General features: G+C 65.0%; 14 protein-coding genes. 1 reads left to right on the top strand and 13 read right to left on the bottom strand.

What is annotated here, in order from left to right; genetic code table 11:
• Positions 1–88 precede the first annotated feature (88 nt).
• The 10 genes from infB to AB4Z32_RS15305 all read right to left on the bottom strand — a co-directional run bounded on the left by infB (position 89) and on the right by AB4Z32_RS15305 (position 14,611).
• On the bottom strand, positions 89–2,950 hold the full coding sequence (gene infB / locus AB4Z32_RS15350) for a translation initiation factor IF-2 (RefSeq protein ID WP_442122718.1): 2,862 nt from the start codon (positions 2,948–2,950) through the stop codon (positions 89–91).
• Positions 2,951–3,045: 95 nt separating this feature from the next.
• The gene (gene nusA, locus AB4Z32_RS15345; protein WP_442122717.1) at positions 3,046–4,611 is read right to left on the bottom strand and encodes a transcription termination factor NusA; all 1,566 of its coding nucleotides are present in this window, start codon (positions 4,609–4,611) and stop codon (positions 3,046–3,048) included.
• Complete coding sequence (gene rimP / locus AB4Z32_RS15340) at positions 4,608–5,096, bottom strand: ribosome maturation factor RimP (protein ID WP_442122716.1); 489 nt, start codon at positions 5,094–5,096, stop codon at positions 4,608–4,610. Before rimP ends, nusA begins: the two co-directional genes overlap by 4 nt.
• Positions 5,097–5,438: 342 nt before the next feature.
• Complete coding sequence (gene rluB / locus AB4Z32_RS15335) at positions 5,439–7,496, bottom strand: 23S rRNA pseudouridine(2605) synthase RluB (protein WP_442122756.1); 2,058 nt, start codon at positions 7,494–7,496, stop codon at positions 5,439–5,441.
• Positions 7,497–7,510: 14 nt separating this feature from the next.
• Positions 7,511–8,164 carry an SMC-Scp complex subunit ScpB gene (gene scpB, locus AB4Z32_RS15330; protein WP_442122715.1) on the bottom strand — a complete coding sequence of 218 codons (654 nt, stop codon included), beginning with the start codon at positions 8,162–8,164 and terminating at the stop codon, positions 7,511–7,513.
• A gap of 348 nt (positions 8,165–8,512) precedes the next feature.
• On the bottom strand, positions 8,513–9,565 hold the full coding sequence (locus AB4Z32_RS15325) for a glucokinase (RefSeq protein WP_442122714.1): 1,053 nt from the start codon (positions 9,563–9,565) through the stop codon (positions 8,513–8,515).
• A gap of 168 nt (positions 9,566–9,733) precedes the next feature.
• A complete protein-coding gene (locus AB4Z32_RS15320) occupies positions 9,734–10,684 on the bottom strand; it encodes a VTT domain-containing protein (protein ID WP_442122713.1) in 951 nt (316 codons plus the stop codon).
• A gap of 254 nt (positions 10,685–10,938) precedes the next feature.
• Positions 10,939–12,627 carry an ABC transporter ATP-binding protein gene (locus AB4Z32_RS15315; RefSeq protein WP_442122712.1) on the bottom strand — a complete coding sequence of 563 codons (1,689 nt, stop codon included), beginning with the start codon at positions 12,625–12,627 and terminating at the stop codon, positions 10,939–10,941.
• A 6-nt stretch (positions 12,628–12,633) separates the two neighbouring features.
• The gene (locus AB4Z32_RS15310) at positions 12,634–13,650 is read right to left on the bottom strand and encodes an ABC transporter permease (RefSeq protein WP_442122711.1); all 1,017 of its coding nucleotides are present in this window, start codon (positions 13,648–13,650) and stop codon (positions 12,634–12,636) included.
• 22 nt (positions 13,651–13,672) lie between these two features.
• Positions 13,673–14,611: an ABC transporter permease gene (locus AB4Z32_RS15305; protein WP_442122710.1), complete on the bottom strand. Its 939-nt coding sequence runs from the start codon at positions 14,609–14,611 to the stop codon at positions 13,673–13,675.
• Between the two features lie 321 nt (positions 14,612–14,932).
• Between AB4Z32_RS15305 and AB4Z32_RS15300 the strand changes: the two genes are divergently transcribed.
• Positions 14,933–17,707, top strand: coding sequence for a TonB-dependent receptor (locus tag AB4Z32_RS15300; RefSeq protein ID WP_442122709.1), 2,775 nt, complete (start codon positions 14,933–14,935; stop codon positions 17,705–17,707).
• Between the two features lie 102 nt (positions 17,708–17,809).
• Here AB4Z32_RS15300 and AB4Z32_RS15295 read toward each other — a convergent pair whose 3' ends face one another.
• From AB4Z32_RS15295 to aroG, 3 genes are all read right to left on the bottom strand, one after another.
• Positions 17,810–18,502, bottom strand: coding sequence for a type 1 glutamine amidotransferase domain-containing protein (locus AB4Z32_RS15295; protein WP_442122708.1), 693 nt, complete (start codon positions 18,500–18,502; stop codon positions 17,810–17,812).
• 97 nt (positions 18,503–18,599) lie between these two features.
• Positions 18,600–19,205, bottom strand: coding sequence for a TetR/AcrR family transcriptional regulator (locus tag AB4Z32_RS15290; RefSeq protein WP_442122707.1), 606 nt, complete (start codon positions 19,203–19,205; stop codon positions 18,600–18,602).
• A 97-nt stretch (positions 19,206–19,302) separates the two neighbouring features.
• On the bottom strand, positions 19,303–20,361 hold the full coding sequence (gene aroG / locus AB4Z32_RS15285) for a 3-deoxy-7-phosphoheptulonate synthase AroG (RefSeq protein WP_442122706.1): 1,059 nt from the start codon (positions 20,359–20,361) through the stop codon (positions 19,303–19,305).
• Between the last annotated feature and the right edge of the window lie 379 nt (positions 20,362–20,740).

Genomic DNA, 20,740 nt, shown 5'->3' with positions numbered 1-20,740 from the left:
GACGGAAATAATTTGGGGCCAGTGGCCCGCGCCACATGGCACAGGCCTACTAGCCCCAATGCTACTCCAATCGTTGGAACGACCGTAATTACAGCGTACGCGCCACTTCCTGCACTTCGAACACTTCCAGAACGTCGCCGACCTGGATTTCGTTGTAGTTCTTCAGCGACAGGCCGCACTCGAGACCGGCGCGAACTTCCTTCGCATCGTCCTTGAAGCGCTTGAGCGAATCGATCTCGCCGGTCCAGATCACGATGTTGTTGCGCAGCAGGCGAACCGAGGAGGTACGCTTGACCACGCCATCGGTGACCAGGCAGCCCGCGATCGCGCCGACCTTCGACACCAGGATGACCTGGCGGATTTCGACCTGGCCGGTGATGTGCTCGCGCTTCTCCGGTGCCAGCATGCCCGACAGTGCCGTCTTGATCTCGTCGATCGCATCGTAAATGATGCTGTAGTAACGGATGTCGACGCCGTTGGTCTCGGCCAGCTTGCGCGCCTGGGCATCGGCACGGGCGTTGAAGCCGATGATGACTGCCTTCGACGCGGTCGCCAGGTTGACGTCCGACTCGGTGATGCCGCCGACCGCCGCGTGGACGATCTGGACACGCACTTCCGAAGTCGACAGCTTCTGCAGCGAACCGACCAGCGCTTCCTGCGAACCCTGCACGTCCGTCTTGACGATGAGCGGCAGGTTCTTGACTTCGCCTTCGCCCATCTGGTCGAGAATGTTCTCCAGCTTGGCTGCCTGCTGCTTGGCCAGTTTCACGTCGCGGAACTTACCTTGACGGAACAGTGCGATTTCACGCGCCTTGCGCTCGTCGGCCATGACCATGACTTCTTCGCCGGCACTCGGCACTTCGGTCAGGCCCTGGATCTCGACCGGGAAGGACGGACCGGCTTCGGTCACCGACTTGCCGTTCTCGTCCAGCATCGCACGGACGCGGCCGAAGGACGAACCCGCCAGCACGACGTCGCCGCGCTTCAGGGTACCCGACTGCACCAGGATGGTGGCGACCGGGCCGCGGCCCTTGTCCAGGCGGGCTTCGACCACCAGGCCACGCGCCAGCGATTCCACCGGCGCCTTCAGTTCCAGCACTTCGGCTTGCAGCAGCACGTTTTCCAGCAGGTCGTCGATGCCCTGGCCGGTCTTCGCCGACACCTGGACGAACGGCGATTCGCCACCGTATTCTTCCGGCACCACACCTTCGGCAACCAGTTCCTGGGTCACACGGTCGGCATTCGCGCCCGGCTTGTCGATCTTGTTGATCGCCACGACCAGGGGCACGCCTGCCGCTTTCGCGTGGGCGATCGCTTCCTTGGTCTGCGGCATCACGCCGTCGTCGGCCGCTACCACCAGGATGACGATGTCGGTCGCCTTGGCGCCGCGGGCACGCATTGCCGTAAAGGCTTCGTGACCCGGGGTATCCAGGAAGGTGACCATGCCGCGCGGAGTGTCCACGTGGTAGGCGCCGATGTGCTGGGTGATACCGCCGGCTTCGCCCGCAGCAACCTTGGCGCGGCGGATGTAGTCCAGCAGCGAGGTCTTGCCGTGGTCGACGTGGCCCATCACGGTCACGACCGGCGCACGCGGCTTGGCCTCGAACTCGTGATGCTCGGCCGGGTCGGCCAGCAGCGCTTCCGGATCGTCCTCGGCGGCGGCAAAGGCCTTGTGGCCCATTTCTTCCACCACGATCATCGCGGTTTCCTGGTCCAGCACCTGGTTGATGGTGCACATCTGGCCCAGCTTCATCAGCTGCTTGATGACCTCGGATGCCTTCACGGCCATCTTGTGCGCCAGTTCGGCCACGGTGATGGTTTCCGGCACGTAGACGTCCTTGACGATCGCCTCGGTCGGGGCCTGGAAGTTCGATTCGCGATCGTCGTGGCCGCCACGACGGCCGCCACGTCCACCGCCCGCACGCCAGCCGTCACGGCCGCCGGTCGAGGGGGCGCCACGGCCCTTCATGCCGCCGCCAGGGGCGCCGCGCTTCTTCTCGTCCGACCAGGTCGAGGCCACGTTGGCCGACTTGATCGACTTCTTGTCGCCCGGTTTCGGACGTGCACCGCCACCGGTCGCGTCGGCCGGCTTGGCTTCGCCCGGTTTCTTTTCGGCAGGTTTATGCAGGGTTGCCGGTTCGGCTGCCTTCGGCTTGGCCGCAGGCACTTCCGGCGCCTTGATCACGCGGCGCGGCTGGGCCATCATGGCCTTGATCTGGGCCACTTCGTCGGCCACGGCCTTGCGTGCGCGCTCGGTGGCGGCGGCGCGTTCGGCGGCTTCCTTGGCGGCTTCGTCGGCCTTGCGCTTGGATTCCTCGGCGGCTGCCTTCTTGGTTTCCTCGGCGGCGGCGCGCTTGGCTTCCGCGGCGGCATCGGCGGCGCCAGCAGCGGCGTCGGCTTGCACCTGTGCGACGGCCGCGGCTTCGCGCTGCAGACGCTCTTCGGCGTCGCGCTTGGCCTGCTCTTCGGCCGCCTTGGCCTGTGCGGCCTTCTCGGATTCCAGCTTGGCCAGGCGTTCCTGCTTCTCACGCAGTTCCGCTTCCTGGCGCGCCAGCAGTTCCGACTGGCGGCGCGCTTCCTCGTCACGGCGTGCCTGTTCGGCGGCGTCGATCACCGGGGCGGTAGCCGCCTTGGCAGTGACCAGATCGTCGCGCTGTACGAAAGTGCGTTTCTTGCGCACTTCCACCTGGATCGTGCGCGATTTGCCGCTGGCGTCAGCCTGCTTGATCTCGGAGGTTTCCTTGCGGGTCACCGTGATCTTCTTCTTTTCGCCCGATTCGGCGGCGCCATGGGTACGGCGCAGATGGTTCAGCAGCTTATCCTTATCATCCTTGGACAAGGGATCTGACGTCGAACTTTTCTCGACGCCAGCAGAACGCAGCTGCGTCAGCAGCAAATCTGCAGGCATCTTCAGTTCGGTGGCAAATTGGGCTACGTTGTTACTCGCCATTCAGTCCTCTTTTCTATGTGTCGCGAGATGATAAAGAATTTTGCTCGGGTTGGAAACGCAAAGACCGCGGCACCGCCCCGGTCTTTGCACAACCCTTATGCCTTGGCCGTTTCTACCTGGCTCCAGGCTTTCGCCTGCAGGGCCTTGGCCCGGTCGTCGTACTTGGCGTCGACCAGTTTCATCTCATCGTCAGACACATCATTAAATGCGTTCTTGATCAAATCACGGGCACGGTCGGTCGGCAGGGCCAGGATGGCGCCGAACTCGTCGTATGCCAGGCCCGCGAATTGTTCGAGGGTCTTGATACCGGCAAGACCAAGCTTGCCGGCGGTGGTACGGTCCATCCCTTCCAGGCTGACCAGCGACTCTTCCATGCCCTCGAGGCCTTCTTCGGAAGCGATCGCTTCGGTCACCAGCGCGTCACGGGCGCGGGTGCGCAGTTCGTTGACGGTGTCTTCGTCGAACGATTCGATTTCCAGCATTTCGGAGATGGGCACGTAGGCGATTTCTTCAAGGCTCGAGAAACCTTCCTCGACCAGGATATTCGCCACTTCCTCATCCACATCCAGCTTTTCCATGAACAGCACGCGCACGGCGGCGGTTTCCTGGGCAGCCTTGTTGGCCGATTCCTCGGCCGTCATGATGTTGATCTTCCAGCCGGTCAGATCGGACGCCAGGCGCACGTTCTGGCCCGAACGGCCGATCGCGATCGCCAGGTTTTCTTCGTCGACCACGACGTCCATCGCATGCTTCTCTTCGTCGACCATGATCGACGACACGTTGGCCGGGGCCAGCGCGCCGATCACGAACTGGGCCGGATCTTCCGACCACAGCACGATGTCCACGCGCTCGCCGCCCAGCTCGCCGGTCACGGCCTGCACGCGCGAACCGCGCATGCCGACGCAGGTACCGATCGGGTCGATGCGCTTGTCGGAGGTGAACACGGCGATCTTGGCGCGCACGCCCGGGTCGCGGGCAGCCGATTTAATCTGCAGCAGGCCTTGTTCGATTTCCGGAACTTCCAGCTCGAACAGCTTCATGATGAATTCCGGCGCGGTGCGCGACAGGATCACCTGCGGGCCGCGCATATTGCGGTCGACGCGCAGGATGTAGGCACGGACGCGGTCGCCGATGCGCAGGTTTTCCTTCGGGATCATCTGGTCGCGCGGCAGGCGGGCTTCGATCTTGCCCGACTCGACGATTGCGTCGCCGCGCTCCATGCGCTTGATGGTGCCGGTGACGAGGGCGTCGCCACGCTCCAGGAAGTCCTGCAGGATCTGCTCTCGCTCGGCGTCGCGGACGCGCTGCAGCACGACCTGCTTGGTGTCCTGGGCGAAGCGGCGGCCGAACTCGACCGACTCGATCGGCTCTTCGATGTATTCGTCGACTTCGATGTCCGAAATCTGCTCCTTGGCTTCGAAATGCAGGATTTCCTGGTCGGGCAGCTGCAGGCCGGCCTCGTCGGGCACGACGTGCCAGCGGCGGAAGGTTTCGAATTCACCGCTGTCGCGGTCGATACTCACACGGATGTCGACATCGCCCTCGTAGCGTTTTTTCGTGGCCTGCGCCAGTGCGAACTCGAGCGCGCCGAAGACGACCTCTTTATCGACGTTTTTTTCGCGCGCGAGCGCATCAACCAGTAACAAAATTTCGCGACTCATGCTTTGCGACTCCTAAAATCCACCTTCGGCACCAGGCGTGCCTTGTCCAGTTCGGCCAGCGTAAATTCCAATAACGCCAGGCCATCCTTGCTTTCAAATTCCAACCCGATCTTCTCGCCTTGCGGGGCGTGCAGGATGCCCGTGTAGGTCTTGCGGTTCGCGGTGCCGGGCATCGCGACGCGCAGCTTGACCGTGCATTCCTCGCCGGCAAAGCGTTCGAAGTCGGCCAGGGTGCGCACCGGACGGTCCAGTCCGGGCGACGACACTTCCAGGCGCTCGTAATCGACGTTTTCGACCGTCAGCACGTGCGACAGCTGGTGGCTGACCGTGGCGCAATCTTCGACCGAGATCGGTCCCTTTTCGTCCGCCACCGCGGCCGGGAAATCGATGAACACGCGCAGGATGCCTCGCTCGGCACGCTCGATATCGACGAGTTCGTAGCCCAGTCCACTGACTGTGGTGGCAATCAAATCAAACAGCTGCACTGATTTCTCCAGATCGCCGGCATGGCGCCGGACCTCTTAAAACGATTCAACAAAAAAAAAATGGGCAACTGCCCATCTTCTTATATTTCCAACCAGATGAAAGTGTCTACACCAAACAAAACGCCGGGGAGAACTTTAATTGGTTGCGAATTATAACCCGATACAGGGCAGCTCGCAATCGCTGCGCTGCAAAATGAACAGGTCTGCAACAGTTTACACCTTTGGCGAACAGGCCGCATTCAAATACGTCGTCGCCGCAGTCATATACCTCACCCATGGCCATCCACGTCGCCCCCGCGGTCATACACGTCACCCCCGCGCAGGCGGGGGCGACGGAGCCGATCAGCCGCGGCGGCCGCGCCGCGGCATGCCGTTATCGCTGACGCGCGGACCCGCCGGGCGGCGGTTCTGGCCGGCGCCGGCGAAGCCGAAGGTGGTCTGCAGCGGATCCGGCTGGCGCGGACCCTTGCCGCCACCGCCACCACCACCGCTGCGGCCCTGGCCGCCACTGCGTCCCTGACCGCCGTTACGGCCGCCCGGGCCGCCGCCGAAGCCGCTGCCGCCGCGCCCCTGGGCGCCCGGCATGCCGGGCTGACCGCGGCCGCCCTGCTGGGACCCGACGCGCACCACCGGCGGGCCGAAGGGATCGACGTTGCGGTTGGCATCGGCACGATCGATGCGGTTGCCGTTGGTCCGGTCCGCATTGGGGCCACCGCGGTCCTTGCCGCCGCCCTGCTTCTGCTTCTGGCCGCCCTGGCCCTGGCCCTGGCCGCCGGCCTTCTGCTCGCCCTTCCTCTCGATGCCGAAGGCGGTCATGAAGTTGCGGACGTCGTTTTCTTCGAGCTCTTCCCAACGACCGCGCTTCAGGCCGGTCGGCAGGGTCATCGCGCCGTAGCGGGTGCGGATCAGGCGCGAGACGGTCAGGCCGACCGCCTCGAACATGCGGCGCACCTCGCGGTTGCGGCCTTCGCCGATCACCACGCGGTACCAGTGGTTGACGCCTTCGCCGCCGCCGTCGACGATCTTGGTGAAGGAGGCCAGGCCGTCTTCCAGCTCGACGCCGGCCAGCAGCTTCTGGCGCATGCCCTCTTCCAGCACGCCGAGGGTACGCACGGCGTACTCGCGGTCGATGTTGTAACGCGGGTGCATCAAGCGGTTCGCCAGGTCGCCGGAGTTCGTGAACAGCAGCAGGCCCTCGGTGTTGAAGTCGAGGCGGCCGACGGCCAGCCATTTGCCGGTCTTCATGGTCGGCAGGCGGTCGAATACCGACGGACGGCCTTCCGGATCGTCCGCGCTGACGATTTCGCCGGCCGGCTTGTGGTACACCAGCACGCGCGGCGGCTTGTTGTTATTCACGCGGCGCTGCAGCAGCTTGCCGTTGATGCGCACGGCGTCGGTCGGCAGGATGCGCTGGCCGATGTGGGCCGGCTCGCCGTTCACCGACACGCGGCCGGCGATGATCAGCTCTTCCATGTCGCGGCGCGAACCCAGGCCGGCCTCGGCCAGCACCTTGTGCAGCTTCGGCGCATCGTCCTCGGCGGTCAGGTCGCGGCGTACCTTGGCCGCCTTGGCCTGGCCCTGGCCGCCCTCGTGGGCGTCGAAGGCGTCCGAGGTCACGAAGGAGAACACGGCGTCGGCATCGTTCGGCTTGGCGCCGCGGTTATCCTTGCCGCCGCGGGCGTTCTTGCCCTTGCCTTGCTGCTGACCCTGCTTCTGGGCCTGCTGGCCCGGCTTCTGGGCTTGCTGGCCCGGCTGGCCGGCCTGGCCTTGCTGGGCCTGCTGGGCTTGCTGGACCTGTTGACCCTGCTGGCCGCGCTGCTGGCCTTTCTTGCCCCTGTTCTGGCCGTCGTGCTTGCCGGTGCGCGCCCCTTGGCGCTGCTCGGTGCGCTTCTCGGCGGCCTGCTCGCCCTGCTCCGCGCCGGCCTGGGCCGGCTCGGCCACGGCGTCGGCGCCGTCGGCCTGGCCGCGCGGCGCGGCGGCCGCAGCGACGGCTTCCCGCTGCTGGCGCTGCTCGCGCATCTGGCGCGGACCGCGCGGCTTGCGCTGGCCATCATCCTGGGCCGCATCGACGGCGGGCGCCGGGGCGGGAGCCGGAGCGGCTTCGGCGGCCGGGGCGCTCACGGCCTCCGCGGCATCGGCCTTTTTCGCACGCGGCTTGCGGGCCGGCTTGGCGGCCGGGCTCGCATCCTGCGATGCAGGAGCCTCGGCTGCCGGCGCGGCGCCTTCCGGAATATCGGCGGCCGGCTTGGCGGCGGCCTTGCGGGTGCGCTTGGGTTTCGCGTCGGCTTCCGGCTGCGTGCCGTCGGCTGCAGCCTGGGCGCGCGTGCGGCGCTTCGGCTTGGCTGCCGCCTCCAGCCCTGCTTCGGCAGGGGTCGTCTCGGTGTTGTCGGTTGGATTCATCATTCGTTTCGTTGTTATTGCTGACCTGACGCGAGATCAACCACCGGTTGCGTCGCAGGGTCGTGTTCATCAAATTGTTGCAAGGCCGCTTCCAGCGCTTCCAGACTGCGTCCGCCGGTGCCGTCCGCCACTTCCTGCAGCGGCGGCAGCTGCGACAGCGAGGCCAGGCCGAGGTCGTCGAGGAACTGCCGGGTCGTGCCCAGCAGGGCCGGACGTCCCGGCACCTCGCGGTGGCCGACCACGTCGATCCAGCCGCGGTCCTCGAGCATCTTGATCGTCTGCGAGTTGACGGCGACGCCGCGGATCTCTTCGATGTCGCCGCGCGTGACCGGCTGGCGGTAGGCGATGATCGCCAGCGTCTCCAGCGTTGCACGCGAATACTTCGGCGGCTTTTCCGGGGCAACCCGGTCTAGGTAAGGCTTCATTTCGGGCCGGCTCTGGAAGCGCCAGCCGGATGCCAGGCTGACGATCTCGATGCCGCGGTCCTGCCAGTCCTGGCGCAGTTCCTCCAGCAGGATCTTGATCGTGTCGGCGCCCACGCCCGCGCCGATCTGGCGGCCGTTCGCATCCACGTCGGCGAACAGTTTCTTCATGCCGTGGATCGTCATCGGCTCACGCGCGCACAGCAAGGCGGTCTCGAGGACCTTCTTGGCCTCATCAGTGTTCATAACGGCAAAGAAAACATCAAACACAAACGGCTTCAACGGTCACGAAGTGTCGTTGCAGCGACACAGGAGCTTACGCCCCAATGAGACAGTACGCGTTGAAACTGGGTTCCGTGGCCCGGCAGTGGCGCCGGGCGGATACCGTGGGGGCTCATGCCTGCCACGCGGCAGCCCGCCGGAAAGCGGACTGCAAAGATAGACTTTCAGGAGAAACGGCGCTGCTGGAGCAGGAAGGACGACATCGTTTCTACCGATTGGCGGCCATTGTACCCGATAAAACCCGGAAAGGGAGAAGCCGCGAACAGGTGCGCGCAGCGCGGCACGGCGGACGATGCGCCGCGATGCGCCCGCTCAAGCGGCGAGGCGTTCGGCAAGGATCGCGGAGACGCCCAGGAAAGCCGGGTACTCGGCCGTGATCACATAGGTCGGGACCGCCGCCAGGTAGGCGGCAAAGCGGCCCTTCTGCTCGAAGCGGCGGCGGAAGCAGGAGCGCGCAAAGCGCTCGCCCAGGCGCGGCACGATGCCGCCGCCGATGTAGACCCCGCCCTGGGCGCCCAGGGTGACGGCCAGATTGCCGGCTACCGTGCCCAGCATGCCGCAGAAGGCTTCGACGACCTCGTCGCACAGCAGGCATTCGCCGGCCAGGGCGCGGCGCGAAATCTCCGGCGCGTCCAGTACGCGCTCGGCCGCCCCGCGCAGCTCGGCCAGCGCGCGGTAGATCAGCTCGACGCCGGCGCCGGACAGCAGGCGCTCGGCCGACACGTGTTCGAATTCGCGCCATGCGTACTGCAGGATCGCGATTTCGGTGTCGTTGGCCGGAGAAAAGGTGACGTGGCCGCCTTCGCTGCGCAGCGCGGTCCAGCTCTTGCCGTCCGGGGCCGGAATCAGGCCGGACACGCCGAGCCCGGTGCCGGCACCCAGCAGGCCGATCGGCGCATTCACGCCCGGGGCGCCGCCGCCGACCTGGACCTTGTCGCTGTCCGTCAGCCAGGGCAAGGCCATCGCCAGCGCCTCGAAATCGTTCACCACCACGAAGGTATCGAAGCCGCACTCGCGGCGCATCGCCTCGATCGAGAATTCCCAGTGGTGATTGGTCATGCGCACCATGTCGCCCAGCACCGGATTGGCGATCGCGATCGCCGCATGGCGCACCGTGCCCGAGCCGGCCACCGTCTCGGCCACCGCCGGCAGGGCCAGGTAGGCGCGCAGGGCATCCGCCAGCGTCGGGTGGCTGGCGCAGGACAGCACTTCGATGTGCGCGATGCGGCCCGGGCCCAGTTCCAGCGCGAAGCGCGCATTGGTGCCGCCGATGTCGGCGAGCAGGCGCGGGCTGGCATGCCCCGCGGTCATGGTCGGGGAAGCGGCGGACGGCTGGAGAACGGGGGATGCGGGCGCAACAGTCATGGCATGGAATCGGAAACAGATTCCAGAAGCTTAAGGACTTCTCGGCTTCAGCGCAAGCACTTATTGTAGTTTAGGTACATCCGCCCTTGTTTCGCTAGGAATCCCACAAAATATTGCAGAGATTCATGAGTAGTCGAGCTACCAAACTTCGGCTGCAAAGACGCTTGCTCAGCCGGCTTTCGGCTTGAGTTCGACGTCCGCCTCGGCGGCGCAATCCGCGTTCCAGGCGTCGAGGCCGCCGCGCAGGGGACGGGCGTGGTGGAAACCGTTGGCCAGGAAGGTCTTCGCAACCTGGGCCGCGGTGACGTCGTTCGGGCAGCTGCAGTAGATGACGATGTGGCGGTCGCGGTCGAGGCTGGCCATCAGGCGTTCCGGGACGGTGTCGCCGTAGACCAGCGCGCCCGGGATGCCCTGCTCCAGCTGGCGCGCGGTGACGCCGCGGGCATCGACGATCAGCGGGTCGTGGCCGGCCTCGAGCAGGGATTTCAGCTCGGCGGTGGTGATGCGCGGCAGGTTGGCGGCGCCGAGGTTGCGGCGGCGCTCGATGTACTTGAACAACACGAACAGGGCCAGCAGCGCGCCGACCACCATCAGCGCGGTGCTGCCGAGGGTCTCGAACCAGGAGATGACGTCGTCGACGCTGCCGTGGAACCAGGCGCCCAGGCCCATGCCGACGCCGCTCCACAGCAGGCCGCCGGCCATCGACAGCCACAGGAAGCGCTGGGTGGTGGTGCCCATGGCGCCGGCCAGCGGCGGGGCGATGGTGTTGAAGCCGGGGATGAACTTGGCGACCACCAGCGACTTCGCGCCCCAGCGGCTGAAATTATCCTCGGTCTGGCTGACGCAGGAATCCGGCGACAGCGAAATCTTGCACAGCAGGCGCAGGATGCGCTTGCCGTAGTAGCGGCCGGCGCGGAACCAGAAATAATCGCTGATCAGGCAGGCGGCGATGCTGGCCGCCAAATAGAGCGGCCAGTTGGCTCCCTTGTCGACCGCCAGCGCGCCGGCGATGATCAGCACCGGGAAGGCGGGAATCGGCAGGCCGATCTGTTCGAGCAGCACGATGCCGAACACGATCAACGCGCCATAGGTGTGTATCAGGTGGGAGAGCGAGGCCATGCCAATATGGTATCGGAAAAGCCCGCCCCGCGCCCCCTCCTAATGCCACTTACCGCGGGAGCGACAGCTTAAAATTCGGGGTCAGAGCACATTTCGCAACAAATTCGGGGTCAGAGCACTTTTTGCCCTTGCGCTAACTGAAGCAATCCATGCCGAAGCTCGGCCAACCGCACCTAAAGACCCGGTTCCAAAAAATCGCTCTGACCCCGAATTTCAGCAGAAATGTGCTCTGACCCCGAATTTTTGACGCGGCCTCAGGCCCCGCGCGGGATGGCGTTCAGCAAGGTCTGGGTGTAGGGGTGCCGGGGGTTGCGGTAGAGCTCGTCCGAGTCTGCCATCTCGACCACGCTGCCGTGGTGCATGACCATCACGCGGTCGGAGATGTACTTGACCACGGATAAATCGTGCGAGATGAAGATGTAGCTCATCTTGTACTCGTCCTGCAGGTCCTGCAGCAGGTTCAGCACCTGGGCCTGGACCGAGACGTCCAGCGCCGACACCGACTCGTCGCACACCAGGATCTCCGGCTTCATGGTCAGGCAGCGCGCGATCGCGATGCGCTGGCGCTGGCCGCCGGAGAATTCGTGCGGATAGCGGTGGAAGGCCTGCTCCGGCAGCCCGACCCGCTTCAGCAGATAGTGGGCGTGCTCGATGCGTTCCGCATCATTCAAGCCGATGCGATGGATGCGCATCGGCTCCAGCAAGATCTGGCCGACCGTGAAGCGCGGGTTCAGCGAAGCATAGGGATTCTGGAAGATGATCTGGATGCGCCGCTTATACGCCTGGTACTCGCGGTCGCTCATCGCCAGCAGGTCGCGGCCCTCGAACAGGGCGCTGCCGCCGGTGGCGCGGTGCAGGCGCAGCAGGGTCAGGCCGACCGTGGTCTTGCCGGAACCGGATTCGCCGACCACGCCCAGGGTCTTCCCGCGCGGCAGCGTGAAGGACACGTCCTTCACCGCCTTGAATTCGCGCTTGCCGAACAGGCCTTCGCGCAGATAAAAACTCTTCGCCAGCCCGCGCACCTCCAGCACGTTGTCATCCGACGGCGCATACCCGCGCGCACGCTGCGGCAGCTCTGCATCCGCCGTAAAACGCCCGCTCAGATAGTCGTCGATGACCGGCAGGCGCACCGGCCGCTCGTCCAGCTTCGGCCGGCAATGCAGCAGCGCACGCGTATAGGCGTCGGATGGCGCATGCAAGACCTGGGCAGCAGGCCCCTCCTCCCGCACCTCGCCATGCCGCATCACGATCACGCGGTCGGCAATCTCGCCCACCAGTCCGAGATCGTGGGTGATGAACAGCACCGACATCTGGTGCTTCTTCTGCAGCCCCGCGATCAGTTCCATGATCTGCTTCTGGATCGTCACGTCCAGCGCCGTGGTCGGCTCGTCGGCGATCAGCAGGCGCGGTTCGCAGGCGATCGCCATCGCGATCATCACGCGCTGCTGCTGGCCGCCCGACATCTGGCTCGGATAGGCGTCGATCTTGGCTGCAGGGTCGGGGATGCCGACTTCGTCCAGCAGCTCGAGCGTGCGGGCGCGCGCCTGGCGCTTGTCCATGCCCAGGTGCTGGCGCAGTACTTCGCCGATCTGGAAGCCGACCGTGAACACCGGATTCAGCGAAGACATCGGCTCCTGGAAGATCATCGCGATGTCCTTGCCGCACAGCTTGCGGCGCGCCTCGATCGACTGCCCGAGCAGCTCGCGGCCGTCGAAGCGGATCGAGGAGCCCTCGTGCATGATCGTGGTTTCACGAGGCAGCAGGCCCATCACCGCCAGCGAGCTGACCGACTTGCCGCTGCCGGACTCGCCCACCAGGGCCACGGTGGCGTTCTTCGGCAGGCTGAAGGAAATGCCCTTCACGGCTTCGAACGTGCGCTTCTTGTCGATGCGGAAGGAGACGCGCAGGTCGCGCACCTCGAGCAATGGCTGATCAAAAGTCATACGGGCTCACTTCAATTTCGGATCCAGCGCATCGCGCAGCGCGTCGGCAAACAGCGAGAAGGCCGTCACCAGCAGGGCCATCGCGCTGGCGGCGGCGGCCAGCTGCCACCACTTGCCCAGGATGAGTTCATTCTGCGCCTCGTTCAGCATGCTGCCCCAGGACACCACGCCCACCGGCACGCCGAAGCCCAGGAAGGACAGGATGACTTCGGCCTTGATGAAGCCGACCACCAGGATCGACATCTGCACCAGCGCCACGTGCGAGACGTTCGGCAGGATGTGCGAGAACATCCGCCGCCAGCTCGAGGCGCCGATGGCGTCCGCCGCCATCACGTATTCGCGGGCCTTGTGCTTGATGTACTCGGCGCGGATCAGGCGGTAGGGCCCGGTCCATCCCGTCAGCCCCAGGATCAGCACGATGGTCAGCACGCCCTTGGTCTGCAGCACCGCGGCCACCGTCAGGATCATCAGGATCGACGGAATCGAGGTGAAGATGCTGTAGAACCAGTTGAACAGGTCGTCGACCTTGCCGCCATAGAAGCCGGAGACGGCGCCGAACAGGGTCCCCAGCGCCACCGCCACCAGGGCCGCCACTAAACCGACCACGATCGAGGTCTGGCCGCCCTTGATGGTTTTTTTAACGATGTCGTGGCCCCATTTGTCGGCGCCGAAAGGCAGGGTCGTGGCTTTGACCGCCTGCGTGGCATGGCCGTGCCGGACCAGCTCCGTCCTCAGTTCGGCGATATCGGCCGCCAGCGGATCGAAGGCATTCGGCGGCGTGGGCGCGAACGGACGGCCCAAGGCCGCCAGCGCGGGATCGGGACCGACGAAGGTCGGCGGCGCATAGTTGAGCGCGACTTCGTCCTCCCAGTCGGCGGCCACCAGGCCGGTGGCGGACAGCAGCACCGACAGCAGGAAGATCAGCACCACCGCCAGCGAAGCCATGGCGATGCGGTCGGCGCGCATTCGGCGCCAGGCGAGCGCCCACAGGCCGGGCGAAGCGTTTTCGATCATTTGAGTCATTTCATTTGCTCATTTGAGCAGATCACTTGAGCTGGACACGCGGGTCCACCGCCTGGTACATCAGATCGGCCAGCAGGTTGAACACCATGGTGGCGACGGCCACGTAGACCGTGATCGCCTTGATCACCGGAAAGTCGCTGCGCTCGACCGCCAGGATCACCTCGCGTCCGATACCCGGGATGCCGAAGAAGCGCTCCAGCAGGAAGGCGCCGATCAGGAGGGCCGGCAGGTTCGCCATCACGTAGGTGATGATCGGAATCGCGGCATTGCGCAGCACGTGGACCCAGACGATGCGCCGCTCCGACAGGCCCTTGGCGCGCGCGGTGCGCACATAGTCCTGCCCGACTTCGTCCAGCACGAAGCTGCGGAACAGGCGCAGGGTGGGCGCCACCGACACCGTCAGCCCGATCAGGATCGGCAAGGTGGCGTAGCGCAGCAGGTTTTCGAGGAAATGGTCGCCCCAGCCCTGCACCGGAAACAGCCCCAGCTTGTAGGCCAGTCCGTACTGGAACACGATGATGTAGACCAGGATCGAGATCGACATGCCGACCGTGCAGGCGATCATCACCAGGCGGTCGGTCAGCGAGCCGCGCACGAAAGCGATGGCGAGCGCCAGCGCGATCCCGATCAGGGTCTCCAGCACGGTCAGCGGCACCAGCACCGTCAGCGAGGGACCGAGCCGGGTGGCCAGGATGTGCGAGACCGGTTCGCCGGTGCTCCAGGCATTGCCGAAATCAAAGCTCAGGATCTGCTTGACGAAGATGCCGAGCTGCACGTACCAGGGCTGGTCCAGGCCGAGCTGGGTGCGGATGTTGGCGATCGCCTGCGCATCCGCCATCTTGCCCGCCAGCAGGTAGGACGGGTCGCCGCCGACCCAGTTGAACAGCACGAAGACCAGCACCACCACGCCGGCCATGGTCGGCAGCATTTGCCACAGCCGCCGGAGGATATAAGCAAACATCGGGTATTCCGGGTGAAAAACGAAACTATAGAACAGTTTCCGAATGTTGCAGAGCAAAAAATTTCCCACCTCCTAGCAGGGGAAATGCATACAAGTGTGGCATTTACGCAATGTTACGAGGAATTCATATTCATTCATATTGACACTGTAAGGACAGGAATGATCTGATGAGCCCCCGTAAGGTGAAAAAATTCTAATTTCTCACCGGACCACCATTGGTTACCTCTAGTGCTCGTATTCCTTGGTATATGCATGCCAAAGATTGACAAAAAAGCATATGCATGTGTGGACCGATTCATCAGACCATTTCTTGGAGTTGGAATGTATAAAAGAAAAGCTGTAGCCCAAGCAGTCTCCTTCGCCGTCGCCTACGTGGCGTTCGGCGCCGCCGCGATGGCGCAGGACACCTCGTCCGCCCCGATGCAGCGTGTCGAAGTCACGGGCTCGAGCATCAAGCGCGCCACCGCCGAAACCGCCTCGCCGGTCCAGGTGGTCACCCGCGAAGACCTGGCCAAGTCCGGCAAGGGCACCGTCGCCGAATACCTGCAGACCCTGACCGCCGACGGCGCCGGTTCGCTGCCGACCGGCTTCGGCAACGGTTTCGCCGCCGGCTCGACCGCGATCTCGCTGCGCGGCCTGGGCGCGACCTCGACCCTGGTGCTGCTGAACGGCCGCCGCATGGCGCCGTTCGCGCGCGCCGACGACGGCCAGAAAAGCTTCACCGACCTGTCGACCGTGCCGATGGAAGCGGTGGAACGCATCGAGATCCTGAAGGACGGCGCGTCCTCGATCTACGGCGCGGACGCGATCGCCGGCGTGGTCAACATCATCCTGCGCAAGGACTTCACCGGCCTGGTCGCCAAGGGCGAACTGGGCGAGTCGCGCTACCGCGACGGCGAAGTGGCCAAGGGCACCCTGACCTGGGGCAAGGGCGACCTCGACACCGACGGCTTCAACGTCATGACCAACCTCGAGGTCTACGGTAACCACGAGCTGATGAACAAGGACCGCGCCGGCCGCAAGTGGATCGGCCAGGGCGACATCCGTCCGTGGGGCTATGCGGCCAACAGCCAGTTCGCCGGCGGCTACATCACGCCGGGCGCTTCCAGCCCGACCCCGACCGGCGCACTGCGCGATCCGAAGACCGGCAACTATGTGTCGCTGCCGGGCTGCTCGCAGTTCTCGCCGGTGGTCAACCAGGACCCGGCCGGCGGCTGCCTGTGGTACCAGGACCAGTTCCGCTCGATGCAGCCGAATATCGACGGCGTGAACCTGTATGCGCGCGGCACCAAGAACCTGGACGGCGGCCTGCAGCTGTACGCGGAAGCCGGCTACTCCAAGCGCGACACCTCGTTCACCCTGACCCCGCCGTCGACCAGCCCGACCGTCGCCTTCCCGCCGAACGCGGCCAGCCCGACCGGCGTGATCGCCTACGGCAACACGATCCTGATGTCGGCCAAGCATCCGCAGAACCCGTACGGCGCCGACGTGCGCCTGCGCTACTCGATGTTCGACGTCGGCCCCAGCACCCGCTCGGTGGACAATGCCTTCAACCGCTTCGTGATCGGCATCAAAGGCCAGAAATTCGGCTGGGACTTCGACACCGCCTACCTGCACTCGATGTCGAAGCTGGACCTGAACTACAGCAACATGATCAACATGAAGGTGCTGCAGGCCGCCCTGGGCAATCCTTCCAGCCCCTACTTCCCGTACTACATCGGCACCCAGGCCAGCAAGAACCCGGCCTCGCTGTACGCCGCGATGGTGACCAATGCGACCTCGCATTCGACCACCAAGCTCGACATCGTCGACTTCAAGGCCTCGCGTGAGCTGATGCAGCTGCCGGGCGGCGCCATGGGCCTGGCGGTCGGCGCCGAACACCGCCGCGAGTCGCTGGACAACCCCTCGCTGTCGGGCACCGCCGACGGTTCGATCAACTCCTCCTACGTGGCGGCCAAGGGCGACCAGAACATCTCGGCGGTCTTCGTCGAAGTGGCTGCGCCTGTGATCCAGACCGTCGAACTGACCGGTGCACTGCGCTACGACAAGTACAAGAACTTCTCGTCCACCACCCCGAAAGTCGGCATCAAGTGGACCCCGCTGAAGACCTTCGCCCTGCGCGGCACCTACTCGGAAGGCTTCCGCGCCCCGGGTCCGGCCGAAGCAGGCGTCGAGTCGCAGAGCACCGGCAGCTCCTCGGTGCGCGATCCGGTCCGTTGCCCGGGCGGCGTCCCGGCAGCCGGCGGCGCAACCCAGGCCGACTGCGCGATCTCGATCGGTGCGGTCAAGGTCGGCAACCCGAAACTGTCGCCGGAAACCTCGAAGGGCTACACCCTGGGCATGGTCTGGGATCCGCTGGCCAACACCAGCCTGTCCGTGGACGGCTTCAAGATCCGCCGTGAAAACGAGATCAACCCGCTGTCCTACGTCGAAGCAGCCGCCCTGCCGACCGCGATCCGCAACGACAACAACCTGGTCGTGAACGGCGTCGTGATCCCGAACACGGGCACCCTGCTGCTGTCGAACGCACCGTACCAGAACTCGAGCTTCACCGAGATCAAGGGCGTGGACTTCGACGTCAAGCAGCGCGTCAAGCTGGGCGACTACGGCCGCGCGGTCGTGGGCCTGACCTGGACCCACATCGCATCGTGGGTACGCGCCGAGAAGAGCGGCACCCGTTACCAGTACGCCGGCACCCACGGCAACTGCGACACCTCGAACTGCGCCGGTACGCCGAAGGACAAGATCAGCCTCAGCGCTTCGTGGGACTACAGCCCGAAATTCAACATGACCGCGACGGCCAACTACCGCGCCGACATGCAGAACGTGTACTTCGCCGGCGACAAGTGCGCCTCGCAGTTCGCGAACGGCAACCCGGCGCCTGGCGACTGCCGCCTGGCCTCGTTCACCACGGTCGACCTGTCGGCACGCTATAACGTGACCCGCCAGCTGCAGATCTACGGCTCGATCCAGAACCTGTTCGACAAGGTTGCTCCGCTGGATCCGCTGACCTACGGTGGCATGAGCTACAACCCGATGGACGCCAGCGGCGCCATCGGCCGCTACCTCAAGGTCGGCCTGCGCTGGACCATGTAAGCAAGAAATACGGCGAACCTCGTTCGCCGTATTTCGCAGCCCCCGCGCAGGCGGGGGCCCAAGGTGTCCAGCACAACGGCGAGCCCCCGGGCTCGCCGTTTTTCATTCCGCGGCGCCTGCGCGCAGGCGCTCCAGCAGCACGCTCGCCGCTTCCGCCGACGATCCGGGGTTCTGGCCGGTGATCAGGAGCCCGTCGCGGACCACGTAGGATGCCCAGTCCGCCCCCTTCGAATACACCCCGCCCTTCGCCTTCAGCTCGTCCTCGACGAGAAAGGGCACCACATCGAGCAATCCGACCGCGGCTTCCTCGCTGTTCGCGAAGCCGGTTACCCGCTTGCCCTCGACCAGGGGACAGCCGTCCGGCGCACGCACGTGGCGCAGCACGCCCGGCGCGTGGCAGACGAATCCGACCGGCTTGCCCGCGGCCACGAAGGATTCGATCAGGCCGATCGAAGCGGGATCCTCGGCCAGGTCCCACAAGGGGCCGTGCCCGCCCGGATAGAAGACAGTATCGAAAGCGGCCTGGGACACGCTGTCGAGCGGCACCGTGGAAGCGAGCTGCGCCATCGCGTCGGCGTCGGCTTCGAAACGGCGGGTGAGATCGGTCTGGAAATCCGGCTCATTGCTTTTCGGATCGAGCGGCGGGCGGCCGCCTTTCGGCGACGCCAGGACGATCTCGGCGCCGGCATCCTTAAAGGCATAGTAAGGCGCGGCCAACTCTTCCAGCCAGAAGCCGGTCTTGCGCCCGGTGTTGCCGAGTTGGTCGTGCGAGGTCAGGACGATCAGAACTTTCATGCTACTCTCCCATGGTTGAGACCACTAATAGACCAGTCGTCTAATTCGCGGTTAAAAAAATGCACCTCACGACGAGGTGCCATTGCCCCTGCTCCGGTCAGGGGGCAAGGTGAAGCATCCGGCGCGTCGTCGCCAGTGCGGTATCGAAGGGCCTGGCTGCGCGCTCTATCTTGGCCATGATGCTGGCCCCCAGCCACAGCTGGTACAGGCTGCGCGCCACGCTCGCGGCATCGCCGTCGATGGCCAGCGAGCCCTCGTCCACGCCGGCCGCGATGGCCTGGGTCAGCCGGCTGACGATCCCTTCCGTGCCGTGCTGCAGCGCAAGGCGCATCGCTTCCGACAGGTCCGCCACTTCCGCGCCCAGCTTGACCGCCAGGCACTTTCCCTGGCAATCCTCGTAGGACTGCGATGCCCGCCACAGTTGCCAGTAGTCCATCAGGCGCTGCGCCATCGTCAGGCCCGGCTGTGCCAGGATGCGGTCGAATTCGGCCAGGTAGTCCTCGAAATAATGCTCCAGCAAGGCTTTGCCGAAAGCGTCCTTGGAGCCGAAGTAGTGATAGAACGACCCTTTCGGCACGCCAGCCGCCGTCAGGATCTCGTTCAGGCCCACGGCCGAGTAGCCCTTGCCGGCCATGATGCGCTGACCGGTCGCGAGAATGCCGGCGCGGACATCGGAATACTGGGCTGTGCTTTCAGTTGTCATGGGATGCAGCTTAAACCGAATTAGACCAGTCGTCTAGAACTATTTCCGCTGCTCCGGCTCAAGCGAGCCGGAGCAGCAATTGGACTGGCATTAGCGCTCAGTCCTGGCGCAGCCGGCGCTGGCGCACCGCCTGCGCCAGCCCCTCCAGCACGCCCACGCTGGTCTCCCAGTCGATGCAGCCGTCGGTCACGGACTGGCCGTAGACCAGCTCCTTGCCCGGCACCAGGTCCTGGCGTCCGCCCACCAGGTGGGACTCGACCATCACGCCGACGATGCGGTCGTCGCCGGCCGCGATCTGGCCGGCGATGTCGGCGCACACCGGCACCTGGTTCTGCGGATTCTTGCTCGAATTCGCGTGCGAGGCGTCGATCATCAGGCGGCCGGCGAGGCCGTTCGCGGCCAGTTGCTTGCAGGCGTCCTCGACGCTGGCGGCGTCGTAGTTCGGGGTCTTGCCGCCGCGCAGGATGATGTGGCAATCCTCGTTGCCGGCGGTCGACACGATCGCCGAATGGCCGCCCTTGGTCACCGACAGGAAATGGTGGGGCTGGGAGGCCGCCTTGATGGCGTCGGCCGCGATCTTGATGTTGCCGTCGGTACCGTTCTTGAAGCCGACCGGGCAGGACAGGCCGGAAGCCAGCTCGCGGTGCACCTGCGATTCGGTGGTGCGGGCGCCGATCGCGCCCCAGCTGATCAGGTCGGCGATGTACTGCGGGCTGATCACGTCGAGAAACTCGGTGCCGGCCGGCAGGCCCAGCTCGTTGATGTCGCGCAGCAGCTCGCGCGCCATGCGCAGGCCGTCGTTGATGCGGAAGCTGTTGTCCATGTAGGGGTCGTTGATCAGGCCCTTCCAGCCCACCGTGGTGCGCGGCTTCTCGAAATACACGCGCATCACGATCTCGAGTTCGCCGATGAAGCGGCGGCGCTGCTCGGCCAGGCGGCGCGCGTATTCCACCGCGGCCTTGGTGTCGTGGATCGAGCACGGGCCGATCACCACCATCAGGCGGTCGTCCTGGCCGTGCAGGATGCGGTGCAGCGCCACGCGCGCCGAAGCCGCGGTGTTCTCGGCGCTCGCCGTCACCGGAAACTCACGGATCAGGTGAGACGGCGGCGTCAGTTCCTTCATTTCGCGGATGCGTAGGTCGTCGGTGCGGGGCATTGCTGTTCTCCGTTGTCTGTTGATGCGCTGAGCTGGTCTGAAAACGAAAAAACCGCCATCGCTGGCGGTTTTTCTGGAATCTTGCGTCGGACTTCGTTCTGCTGATGCGTGAACCTGCCGCTACTCCACCGCCGTCGGGCTGGAATGGCTAAACCAAAAATAAAAGGTAAAGAAGGCAGTGTGGCGCATGTGTGGTCCGGGGTGTTCGGTTGACTATAACAACAATATATGAGCATTGGCAAGCTCTTTATCCGTCGCGTGCGACCGTCATGACAGTCGATCGGTTGCGTGAAGCAGACATCCAACCTGGGCAAGCCAAACACGGTTGAGAGATGTCAGTCGTTCATGCAGCTCCGATGCAAAAGTCGGGACATGCCCC

Origin of the sequence: Massilia sp. 2TAF26, assembly GCF_052115005.1 — a bacterium.
In the GTDB taxonomy this organism is placed as follows: domain Bacteria; phylum Pseudomonadota; class Gammaproteobacteria; order Burkholderiales; family Burkholderiaceae_D; genus Telluria.
Note: the sequence above shows the minus strand (reverse complement) of the source record. Positions and strands in the feature narration are given on the sequence as shown.